This window comes from Acinetobacter kyonggiensis (assembly GCF_900107285.1).
Classification (GTDB): domain Bacteria; phylum Pseudomonadota; class Gammaproteobacteria; order Pseudomonadales; family Moraxellaceae; genus Acinetobacter; species Acinetobacter kyonggiensis.
On the sequence record NZ_FNPK01000025.1, the window covers coordinates 25,528 to 37,578 of the forward strand.

The window sequence follows — 12,051 nt, forward strand, 5'->3', positions numbered from 1 at the left end:
CATAAAGCTGAATGCTGCATTTTATCCTAGATTATAAATGTGTTGGCAATCTTTTTATTTGCATGGTTTTTTGCTAATCTTGAAAAAGTTACAAATTCAAGACTAAAAATGAAAGTAGAAGATTCAGGCATCATAGAACATCAACACGGCGGTAAGCGCAAAAATGCAGGACGCAAAACTCACTACCAAGAAAAAACAGTGGTTATGCGTGTGCCAGAGTCCAAAGTTTTAGAAATAAAAGCATGGTTAAAGCCAAAACCTGAAGATGATCTGAGTCAGAAAATTGAGCTGCAAGCAATTCGAAATCAAACAGCATTAAATATTCCTTATCCAGCTATTGCCGATGATTATTCCTTTACAGACCAAGATTACACAGAAGACTCTATCGATTTAAATGAATATTTGGTACATAACCCATTAAGTACATTTGTATTGCGGGTGAGTTCACTGTCTATGAAAAATGCAGGTATAGACCTAGATGATCAAATTCTTATTGATCGTAGCTTAACCGCAGGACACGGCGATATTGTTCTGGCATTAATTCATAATGAATTTACCGTAAAACGGCTGATGAAAGAAAAACAGCAGCGTGCCCCAACCAAGATTTGGTTAAAAGCAGAAAATCCTGATTACCCTGATATTTATTTACGCGATGAAGAACAATTAATTATTTGGGGCGTTGTAACTTGTATTTTAAAAAAACTGAGATAATGAAATTATATGAATAAAATTCGTCTTTTGAGTGTTGATGCCGATTAGGTTGTTTGGACTACTATTTTTCCGCATTGTTTAGCGATACTCAGTTAGCAAGCCATACCCAATTTTATAGTCTATTGATTCTCTCTCAGTAAACACCCCATCTACTCTCGAGATGCTATTAACTGTAACTACTCAAGCCTATACGACTTTAAAGATCTTCAATTATACCCACTTGATTATCCGAATCATCAGCTAAGCACTTTGTTAGGCTTTAACTCCCCCCTTTTTTGAAAAAGTTACAAATTCAAGAAGCCAAAAATAGAAAGATCATACTTGAATTTAAGCAATATTAATTTCTGTACAAAGCAATAGTCATCTATCTCACACAATAATAAAGACGCTTCTATCCATCTGAGTAACAAAGCCAAAAGCTTAAAAATAGGTATGACGATTTCTTTTGACTGAATTAAAAAAATTTTTAAATAAATTGATCGTAAAATCAGCGAACAATTGCCCAATAATGAACTTTATAATCGCGATAACATAACTTTTGCCAATGAACATCATCTCATGCAATCGTTTTCGATCACCATGTGCATGCTATTCATGAACTAAAAGGTCAATCCATTGTTCGTCAAGATAGCCATATTCCGTCAAAAGAATCCTTTCATCTAGACCTTTTACTTTTATTTTGCATACAAAGCTGATTATAAAATAAACCTGCATTTTCATATAAACAGCGCATATTTAGCATTTAATTGTACAACAATCACTTTTTGCATATTTCGATATTTCTTTAGAAAAAGATACTAAATCCCCCACTATAAAGATAGTATTTCTTACCCCTTAAAACTTAAATATCCAGCGTATAACGCACATGAATCAAACCCTAAAAAACCACAATAACCACATGTTTTATTTTAAAAAATTAAAAATTATTTAACATAAAGGTCATATCTTTGCTCTTTAACCTAAGCAACCAGAACGACACAATGCTCATGACTTATACTCGACATGAAAATGTCGCCTATAGCATAATGACTGAATAAAAGCTGATTAAAATAAAACAGGACTTTGTCTTAAATTGCATATAAGTATTTACAACAACAACCATCACCTATGGAAAATGACGCAATAAGATCAATTGCTACCGACTGACAAGACATTCAAACCTTTGATAACAGAGTAATAGCTGTTACACAATTTACATGAACTGTTTTGGTCAATTCGGTTTAGAATATAAAAACAAAGAATAATCATAAAAATTGTCATTTTTTAACATTGCCATTTCCTTGCAAAGTTCTCAATATATAGCGCTGATATGACACATATCCTCTACTTCATTTTAACGAAATTATAAAAAAAATGTAGGATTTTGTGCCATAATGAGGCAACTTTGCAGACATCTTGCAAAGTATTACAGCAACTTAGAAATGGAGCAAGCTGAATGAGTTCGAGCATTTTAGTCATTCACGGACCGAATCTTAATTTATTAGGTAAGCGTGAACCTGAAGTTTATGGACATCTCTCTCTTGAGGACATAAATCAGCAACTCATTACACAAGCTCAAAAATCATCTATTTCGTTAGACACGTTCCAAAGTAATTGGGAAGGTGCAATTGTTGACAGAATTCATCAAGCCGGACAACACGGCGTGCAATTTATTATTATTAATCCAGCAGCACTGACACATACGTCTGTTGCAATACGCGATGCCCTTCTTGGTGTAGCAATACCATTTATTGAAGTTCATTTGTCTAATGTTCATGCTCGTGAAGCATTTAGACATCATTCATATCTATCCGATAAAGCTGTTGGCGTAATTTGCGGTTTAGGTGCAAAAGGTTATTCCGCTGCACTCGATTATGCCATCGAAAAAATTCAACCTACTACGCAATCATAATTAGGAATACTGTCTCATGGATATTCGTAAAATCAAGAAACTCATCGACCTGATGATTGAATCTGACTTACAAGCGATAGAAGTTAAAGAAGGTGATCAATCCATCGCATTAACTCGTCGTAATCCTGTGGTTGCGGCAGGTGTTCAAGCCATGCCTACGGCTGTTGCAGCTCCTGTAGCTAAAACGCCGCGTGGCGCTGTAGAAACTTCACCGATGGTCGGTGTGTTCTATTCTGCACAAAGCCCAGGTGAAGCACCATTTGTTAAAGTGGGTCAAACCATTTCTGCGGGTGAAACTTTAGGCATCATTGAAGCCATGAAAATCATGAATCCAATTGAAGCAACCCAAAGCGGTGTTGTTGAAGAAATTTTAGTGAAAAATGGTGAAGTGATTCAATTCGGTCAAGCACTTTTCCGCTATCGCGCGTAAAACCACGGGGATTTATAATGTTGCAAAAGGTATTAATTGCAAACCGGGGTGAAATCGCTTTACGCATTACCCGAGCTTGCAAAACTTTAGGAATTAAAACCGTTGGTATTTATTCCGATGCCGATAAAGACCTCATGCACCTTCGTTTTGTTGATGAAGCAGTATGTATTGGTCCGGGTGCAAGTAGTGAAAGCTATTTAAACATCCCAGCAATTATTACTGCTGCTGAAATCACTGGTGCAGATGCAATCCATCCAGGTTATGGGTTCTTGTCTGAAAATGCTGAATTTGCGGAAATTGTAGAAAGCTCAGGCTTTATCTTCATTGGCCCTCGCCCTGAACACATTCGCTTAATGGGGAACAAAGTTTCTGCCATTACAGCAATGCGTAAAGCGGGTGTTCCAACTGTTCCGGGTTCAGCACATGCCGTCACAATCCACAATGCATTGGCTGAAGCAAAAGAAATTGGCTTCCCGCTGATTGTCAAAGCCGCTTCAGGTGGTGGTGGTCGTGGTATGCGTATTGTTGAACGTGTTGATACATTACTTGAATCAGTTCAAGCAGCACAGCGTGATGCGGAAATGTGGTTTGGTGATGACACCGTCTACATGGAACGCTTCCTACAAAAACCACGCCATGTAGAAGTTCAGATTCTAGCGGATGGTAATGGTCATGCCATTCACTTATTTGATCGTGACTGCTCTTTACAACGTCGTCATCAAAAAGTACTTGAAGAAGCACCAGCACCGGGCCTACCTGAACAAGCACGTGCTGATATTTTAGAAGCTTGTGTAAATGCATGTAAACTAATGCAATACCGTGGTGCAGGCACATTCGAATTCTTATTTGAAGATGATGAATTCTTCTTTATTGAAATGAATACGCGTGTTCAAGTTGAGCATCCAGTCACTGAAATGGTCACTGGTATCGATATTATCGAGCAACAGCTTCTAATTGCAGGTGGTCTTGGTCTTAATATTCAACAAGAAGATGTTGAATGTAATGGTCATGCTATGGAATGCCGTATCAATGCAGAAGATCCAACGACCTTCTTACCATCACCAGGTAAAATTGAACACTTCTATACACCAGGCGGTGCAGGTATTCGTTTAGATTCGCATATCTATCAAGGCTATAGTATTCCACCTTACTATGACTCAATGATTGCTAAACTCATTGCCCATGGTAAAGACCGAAAAACATGTATTGCGCGGATGAAACAAGCATTAGAAGAAATGATCTTGACTGGAATTAAGACCAACATTCCTTTGCATAAAGATCTGATTTTAGAAGATGAAAATTTCTGTTCTCAAGCAATGGATATTCATTATCTAGAAAAACATTTGCTTCAGAAATTAGAAGGTCATGTTAAAGAAGGATCTTAACGTTACCTTCTTTGCTATAAAAAAACCGCTCTTTAAGAGCGGTTTTTTTATATGTTTATAGCAACTAAGGTAAAATACGGCGTAATGTAGCAAAACATTGATCTGCTTTTTCACTGCTACAAAAATTAATGGTTGATGGATTTTTCCACTGCACGAAATATTGAGAAATTTCACCTGTTTGGTCTTCGTTATAACCAGAACAATCAACTTCATTGTTATCGTATTTTACTTGTAATATCAGAGCTGGCAACGCGCTACGTTCTTCTTGTGATGATTGATAGTCATAAATACCCGATGACCATTCTTGCCCACTCTTGATCACCACATTGTTATTACTTTTAAAATTATAATATTCAATACATTTCTTATTATTCGCTATTTGCATGCCCCACAAACCAACAATTTCGGGACGCGTTACAATACGAATAGGATTCGAATCTTCAACTCGATCCATTTCTTCTGTTGCAACAACTGCTTTGTTCTCATTTGCCATCACTACAGATGAGCACAATATGAGAAAAATCGTAAGATATGTTTTTTTCATACATCATAAGTTCAATGATAAAATTTCTAAATACAACTTAGCATATTTTTATGAAAACCCAGTATTTATCAACCATATTACAACAATATATTTATGTTTCAGTCATGCCTTTAAATCGATTTTAGTCTGTGCTGGGCAAAGGAAATTTTAGCGCAATACGTCCATGAATTTATTATTTTCAACTCAAAATTAAATTCAAAAAAATATCAAAACCAGATATAAAAATTCAAGCAATTGCTATACGAATTCGAGTCGCTGCTGAATCAGTACTACGATTAAATCAACCATGCTGATGAAGCCATCTATAATCAAAGGCCTTATAAGGTTCATCCGATCTGTCTTGCTTCTTCATATCAAATCGCTTACAACAACAGAGACTTATATTAAAAAAAACAAGGGCTAGTAATGCAACTTTCTGAATATCTAAAATATGATGGGCTAGGATTGGCCGAATTGGTGGCAAACAAAGAAGTTTCAGCTTCAGAATTACTGAATTTGGCATTGCAACGTGCCGCAAATACCAATCCCCAATTAAATGCCATTATTATTCCCATGCATGACTATGCAGAGCAAAGAACCAAACAACAATTAACGGGACCTTTTGCTGGTGTACCCTTTTTAGTGAAAGACTTATTTCAAGAATATGCAGGTTATCCCACTTCATATGGTTGTAAGGGCTTAAAACGAATTAATCATATGGCTGAACAGAATTCTGAAATTGTTAATCGCTGGGAAAATACAGGAATTGTGACCTTTGGTCGAACCAACACACCAGAATTTGGTATTAAAGGAATTACTGAACCAGATGCTTGGGGAACGTGTCATAACCCTTGGAATTTAAGACACAATAGTGGTGGATCTTCAGGTGGATCGGCTTCCGCAGTTGCGGGAGGTATTGTTCCCATCGCTGGCGCTGGAGATGGCGGTGGCTCTATTCGTATTCCTGCATCGTACTGTGGTTTATTTGGATTAAAACCGAGCCGTGGCCGCACGCCTTGGGGCCCACAAATGAGTGAAGCGATGCATGGAGCCGCAGTTCAACATGTACTGACCAAAACAGTTCGAGATAGCGCTGCCATGCTTGATGCAACACACGGCGCAGAGCATAGTTCCTTGTTTAAAATTGAACCTCCTCAAAGTCGCTATTTAGACATCATTCAACAGCCACCTAAACCATTAAAAATTGCTTTTAGTACCCACTCACCTATCGGTACGCCTATTTCCAAAGATGCAATTGCAGCAGTTCAACATACAGCAAAATTATTAGAGTCATTAGGACATATTGTGGTAGAAGACACGCCACCTATTGATGGTATGGCGTTAGCCAAAGATTTTATTACCACGTGGTTCAGTCAATTTTCCTATGTTCTTGAAAAAATCAAACAACAACATCAGGCGAAAAATAGTGATTTTGAGCTGGATTCATTGGCACTTGCAGCATTCGGAAAACAAACGACTGCTCTAGAATATATTCACAATCTTAACAATTGGGGCGTGTATGCGACGAAAATGAATCATTTTTTTGATCAATATGATTTGTATTTAACGCCAGCAACCGCTTCTGTTGCACCTAAAAACGGTGAAATCAAATTACCTCACTGGCAAAAACCCATTTTGAAAAGTCTATTAAAATTAGGCAAGGCACATTTATTGGCCCAAGGGAAATTGGTAGATCGAATTGTAAAAGAAAATTTAACATGGGTTCCTTTTACACAATTGGCTAATATCACTGGTCTGCCAGCAATGTCTGTTCCACTGTACTGGAATGCAGACAATCTACCTTTGGGTTCGCAATTTATTGCACCTTTTGCCCGAGAAGACATATTACTGCAACTGGCAGCTCAACTTGAACAAGCACAACCTTGGTTTAATCGTTATAGTCAAATTCAACTCTAAAAAATAGTCACACTATTTTATTACGTGATTAAGCTTTTTAGGCTTGTTGGATATGTTTTGGAAGCCAGCGAACAAACAACAAGCCGATGAAAGTTGCAAACCCAGCAATAATAAAGATCACTTCCCCAGAGATGAGTTGCCAATATCTGCCTGCTAAGATACTCCCCAAAGCTACACCTAAGCCCCACATCGTGCTATACATCGCTTGCCCACGCCCTTGTTGTCCTATTGAAAAATTTTGGAACACAACACGCATGGCAATCATATGAAATAAGCCAAAACTAAAAGCATGAATGGTTTGTGCTAAAAACTGGGCAACAAATAAGTTCGGCAGTAGTCCAACACTCATCCATCTAATACCAGTCAACACCAAACAAAGGCTGACTAAATAACGCCAAGAGAATCGGGTTAAAAAAACATGTGCAAAAGCGAACATGATAATTTCAGCAACCACCCCAACCGACCACAAAAAACCGATTTCAGTGGTGCTAAAGCCAACTTGGTGTAAATAGTTACTATAAAAACTATAAAATGGCGCGTGAGAAAATAATAAAACAAATTCAATTGCAAAAAATGCAGCAACAACAGGTCGTTTTAAGATCGGCAACAATGGTTCTAATTGTTGCTGCGAATGAGGTGCTGTAGTCGGTTCTTTAATCGTAAAAGACCAAATGAATGCCAAAAATGCAATACATAGCAACATAATAGGCAGCATCGAAATCGGCACGATTTCAAATAAAGCCCCTATGCCAAAAACAGCAACAATAAAACCGATAGAACCCCATTTTCGGACTTTTCCATAAAGTTGGGTCCGTTTTTCAGCCAACCAAAATAAAGTCACCCCTTCAAATTGCGCTAAAATGGCATTTTGAAAAAAGCTAAAAATAAGCATCAGTAATGCAACCGATTGAAATGTATTTGGAATGAGAAAAATCATGAACCAAATACAAGCTTCAACCCAAGTCGCAATACGTACCAACAACATTCTTTTGTCAGATTTATCCGCTATCCAACCCCAAATAAATGGCGCAAAAAAACGTGTCACAATCGCTATAGAAGATAAAAGCCCTATTTCTTGATAATTAAAGCCCTGATCTTCTAGATAAAGGCTCCAAAATGGCATGAAAGTTCCTACTATCGAGTAGTAGAAAAAGTAGAATCCACTTAGTTTATGTTGGATTGGTAGGGAGAGCATAATGTTTTAATCAGTTGTATTTTCAATTAGTTAGCAAGATAAAGAGTTGTATATATTTGTACTCAAAAGTACTCATTTGCAGTTCAACAGTCTACAAATGAGTATACAAATCTTTCCAATCTAAATTATTACAAAATTTGTATACTGCTCAAAAACCACTCTTTTTCAAGAACCCATAATACTCTGCTACACATTTAATGTCTTTTAATAAAATATAAGTACTTGGCTCCACCTCTATATTGAACACACTGTAAAAAATGGGAAGCCTTTTGTGAAAGAAAGTGGTTGGTCTTTTAAAATTTATAACTCAAAAAATTGGAAATAAATAATGAAAGTATCTGAGATGACTTATAAGCAATTACCGACTGTCTTAGCTGGCACTCTGAAAGTTAAAAATGCACCGACACTAGACTGGGAGTTATGCGGAAAGCTGATTGAAAAAGAAAAAATCAGTTTGATAAGATCGTATTGAAGATGAGTTGAATAAACAGCAGATACCGCCATTGAAGCTATTGTGAAGTGCTACATTGAGAAAAAATTGGGTAGTGAGATTTAAGAAAAGCTAATCAAAATAGTGAAACTTTGATCAAATAGCAATCATGGAACGTAAAAAATCACAAAGTTGCCGCCCTGTTACTCTGTGATTCAGGGCGGCAACTTTCAATATACTGATTTTAAAAGATAAAACAATGGCATTTCGTATAAGGTGTATTAGGTTAATTTTAGAAAATCTTAATCTTTAGCCAATATAATCTTCAGTTGATATCACTTGAGCATAAGCAAACTCAAAAGCAGCCATTAATGTTGCATGGACATGGCCAGCAGGTACTTTGATGCCATTGAACTCTAGGTCTAGCGTTGCACAAGCATCATAAATAACTTTTACTTTATAACCAAAATCAGCAGCAGCACGAACAGCAGCGTCAACACACATATGGCTCATAGCACCTATCACGACTAACTCAGTCACTTCATTGGTATCTAAAATTTCTTTGAGATTCGTATTTAAGAACGCGTTGATGTGATTTTTAATGACCACAGTTTCATCTGCTTGTGGCTTAACTGTATCCTGAAATTCAATACCGTTTGAGCCGGGTTCGAATATAGGAGATTCAGCATTAGCAATATGTTGGACATGAATCACTTGAGTACCCTCTTGACGGGCCTTAGCAATCACTTTCACTGCATTAGCAGCAGCCTGTTCAATACTTACCAATGGTAATTTACCTGTAGGTAGATATTCATTTTGTAAGTCGATAACTAATAAAGCTGATTTGGACATGTCATTTCCTTTATTTAACTAATATTCATTTGTTCTGACTTTTTTAAAACAGAATTAAAAAGAAAAAGTTTTTAGCCATAAATTAACTAACAGCTGGAAGTGGTGTTAATTGTCTTAAAATATCCGCCTTATCAAAATGAGCTCTTTTTTCAAGAATCTTTCCATCTTTGATTTTAAGTAACATCATTAGAGAAAATCGAACACGATTCCCTGTTGGTTCAATACCCATAAGCTTTGCTGAATGAGATCCATCAAAAACCATAAATACGGCAACATGATTATCTTCTGCGAACATCTTCTCAACAGTAAATTTGAATCCATTAAAAGCATCAAAATTTGCTTTTTCAGACACAATAAAACCATCTGTACCATGAATAGGAGTATCTAGTTGTAAATAAAAGATGAAATCTTCATGGCATAATTGTGCTGCACTTTCATAGTCTTCATTTTGTAAATAATCGTAGAATTTCTGTGCTAAAGCTTTATTGTTGATGGCTTCAGTATTCATTGTTTGTACCTTACAATATATTGGATAACATAGAATTCACTCATCTTTTTTAGAAAAATGAATACTATGCTGTCCTAAAAGTGAATTTGAATGCATGTAATTAAAAAGAAAGTGTTTCACCATCTGTTGGAATTAACACTTTGTCTTGAATGCCTTTTGTTTTTATATATTCTGAAAGCTGAGCACGTGTTACAGACATATGGTTAATCGCATCCATATGTACGGCAACAATTTTAGCATTAGGTGCTTTTTGAACAGCTCGATACGTATCTTCTTTGCCCATAATGATGGAATCATCAGAACCTTGCAGCAGTGCCTTTCCTGTATTCAATACAATGACATTAGGATTAAATTTTTCGATCGCCTGATCAACTTCAGGGTGCCAAATGGTATCTCCAGCAACATAAACTGTTTCATGTCCTGTCGCTTCAAACACCATCCCCATAGCTTCACCTAAAAGAGCCTTTAGCTCGGGGTTGCTATACATTTTATCCGTACCGTGTTGACCACCAATTTTAGTTAACTTAACGCCTTGGAAAGTCGTTTGAGTTAAGATGCGGACATCTTTAAAACCCTGTGATTGAATCGTTTTTTGATCTTGTTTGTTTTGTACAAAAACAGGCATATTCTTCGGAATAGTGGCTTGCGCTGCATCATCCCAATGATCTAAGTGAGTATGCGTAATAATAATCGCATCTACGCCTTCGAGAATCGTTTCTGGTTGAATCGGTAGATCTACCAGTGGGTTACGTAAATAACTACGATATGTATTCGGGAAGCCTTCATAAAAGCCCTTTTTAGCAAACATTGGATCAACTAAAAAAGTGGTGTCTGCATAAGTAACTTTGATCGTTGCATTACGAATTTCTTGTATATGCGTCACTTTAGATGTGTCTCGTTGAATATTTTCATTTGCATATACATTCAATGAACCTGCTGCTATAGATAAAGCAATCAGAGAGCGACTTAGAATTTTTTTCATATCAAATACCGAATGATTTACTGATATTAGAATTATGATAAGAATTAGAATATAGAAACACTGTCTTTAAGGACAACCATCGAAACTATTAGGACAAAATGCTATATTCATTATTTTAGAGAGGTAGATTGAATGGCTATACCGGTCATTGGATTGTTCGTTTATCCCAATATAAATCCATTTCACTTCTCGATTCCTCACATTATCTTCAATATTAAAATTGATGATAAGCTCTTATTTGACCTTAAAATATTTTCTATAGATGGTCAGCCTGTGAAAACAGACCAATCCATCATGATTATTCCTGATGGTGGAATAGAACTTATGAAAGAGTCAGATCTCATCATTATTCCTGGATGGGATGATTTTAATCGCAAGCCTGAACAGTTACTTATTCAGGAGCTAAATTGGGCATATCAAACTGGAATTAGGATAGTGGGATTATGCTATGGGACTTATGCATTAGCATACGCAGGTTTACTCGACCATAAAAAAGCAGCTACACACTGGATGGCTGAACAAGATTTTAGTGAAAGATTTCCACAAGTTCATCTCGATCGTGATGCCCTCTATGTTGAAGACCAAAGAGTCGTAACATCAGCTGGAACGGGCGCAGCATTGGATTGCTGTCTGTATTTAGTACGTGAAATTTATAATGCACAAATTGCAAATAAAGTATCTAGAGTAATGGTGATCCCACCTCATCGTGAAGGTGGACAAGCTCAGTTTATTGAACAGCCTGTAGCAAAATCGAGTCAAGATGCCCAAATTAATCTCTTACTTGATTTTTTAAGAAAGAATTTAGCTCTACAACATAATATTGAAGACTTAGCTGAACGGGTAAATATGACACGTAGGACGTTCACACGACATTTTAAGAAAGCGACAGGAATGACGTTAGTAAATTGGCTGAATACTGAAAGAATCAGGTTAAGTTGTGAACTTTTAGAAACCACAAACTTGTCTATCGAAAAAATAACTGAGCTTTCAGGATTTAATAATACTGTGTCTTTTAGAAAAAATTTCCGTGAAAAATACGGTACTAGTCCTCAAGCATGGAGAAAATCTTTTGGAATCACTAGTAACAATACTCAGCCTTATTTAACATAATGGTGCTTATACGAAACGCACTTGTAAGCCCCAAATAGAAATGTCCGGTTTCTCCAAAGTAAAAATGTCCGCTTTTAGAATATATGCTTTTGCGATTTTCTTAGCGGACGGTTTGAT

General features: G+C 36.6%; 11 protein-coding genes. 6 read left to right on the plus strand and 5 right to left on the minus strand.

Annotation, left to right across the window (positions count from 1 at the left end; translation table 11 throughout):
• The first annotated feature begins 108 nt into the window (after nucleotides 1–108).
• The 4 genes from BLV99_RS15035 (at nucleotide 109) to accC (ending at nucleotide 4,417) form a co-directional block, all read left to right on the plus strand.
• Nucleotides 109–711 (plus strand): LexA family protein, encoded by a 603-nt coding sequence (locus BLV99_RS15035; RefSeq protein WP_092692203.1) that lies wholly within the window; start codon nucleotides 109–111, stop codon nucleotides 709–711.
• Nucleotides 712–2,146: 1,435 nt separating this feature from the next.
• Entirely contained in the window at nucleotides 2,147–2,602 is a 456-nt protein-coding gene (aroQ, locus tag BLV99_RS15040; protein WP_092692185.1) for a type II 3-dehydroquinate dehydratase, read from the plus strand.
• A 16-nt stretch (nucleotides 2,603–2,618) separates the two neighbouring features.
• A complete protein-coding gene (locus BLV99_RS15045; protein WP_086166703.1) occupies nucleotides 2,619–3,032 on the plus strand; it encodes an acetyl-CoA carboxylase biotin carboxyl carrier protein in 414 nt (137 codons plus the stop codon).
• 17 nt (nucleotides 3,033–3,049) lie between these two features.
• A complete protein-coding gene (gene accC, locus BLV99_RS15050) occupies nucleotides 3,050–4,417 on the plus strand; it encodes an acetyl-CoA carboxylase biotin carboxylase subunit (RefSeq protein ID WP_086166702.1) in 1,368 nt (455 codons plus the stop codon).
• 64 nt (nucleotides 4,418–4,481) lie between these two features.
• On the opposite strand, the gene BLV99_RS15055 is transcribed toward accC, so the two are convergent.
• Nucleotides 4,482–4,910 carry a hypothetical protein gene (locus BLV99_RS15055; RefSeq protein WP_413772576.1) on the minus strand — a complete coding sequence of 143 codons (429 nt, stop codon included), beginning with the start codon at nucleotides 4,908–4,910 and terminating at the stop codon, nucleotides 4,482–4,484.
• Nucleotides 4,911–5,366: 456 nt separating this feature from the next.
• Here BLV99_RS15055 and BLV99_RS15060 point away from each other — a divergent pair, with 456 nt between their 5' ends.
• A complete protein-coding gene (locus BLV99_RS15060) occupies nucleotides 5,367–6,857 on the plus strand; it encodes an amidase (RefSeq protein WP_092692187.1) in 1,491 nt (496 codons plus the stop codon).
• A 37-nt stretch (nucleotides 6,858–6,894) separates the two neighbouring features.
• On the opposite strand, the gene BLV99_RS15065 is transcribed toward BLV99_RS15060, so the two are convergent.
• From BLV99_RS15065 to BLV99_RS15085, 4 genes are all read right to left on the minus strand, one after another.
• Entirely contained in the window at nucleotides 6,895–8,052 is a 1,158-nt protein-coding gene (locus tag BLV99_RS15065) for an MFS transporter (RefSeq protein ID WP_092692190.1), read from the minus strand.
• 739 nt (nucleotides 8,053–8,791) lie between these two features.
• A complete protein-coding gene (locus tag BLV99_RS15075; protein ID WP_092692192.1) occupies nucleotides 8,792–9,334 on the minus strand; it encodes a cysteine hydrolase family protein in 543 nt (180 codons plus the stop codon).
• Between the two features lie 82 nt (nucleotides 9,335–9,416).
• Nucleotides 9,417–9,842, minus strand: a complete 426-nt coding sequence (locus BLV99_RS15080; protein WP_092692194.1) for an ester cyclase — start codon at nucleotides 9,840–9,842, stop codon at nucleotides 9,417–9,419.
• 100 nt (nucleotides 9,843–9,942) lie between these two features.
• Entirely contained in the window at nucleotides 9,943–10,824 is an 882-nt protein-coding gene (locus BLV99_RS15085) for an MBL fold metallo-hydrolase (protein WP_092692197.1), read from the minus strand.
• A 132-nt stretch (nucleotides 10,825–10,956) separates the two neighbouring features.
• On the opposite strand from BLV99_RS15085, the gene BLV99_RS15090 reads away from it, so the two are divergent.
• Nucleotides 10,957–11,934, plus strand: coding sequence for a GlxA family transcriptional regulator (locus tag BLV99_RS15090; RefSeq protein WP_092692200.1), 978 nt, complete (start codon nucleotides 10,957–10,959; stop codon nucleotides 11,932–11,934).
• The last annotated feature ends 117 nt before the right edge of the window (nucleotides 11,935–12,051 follow it).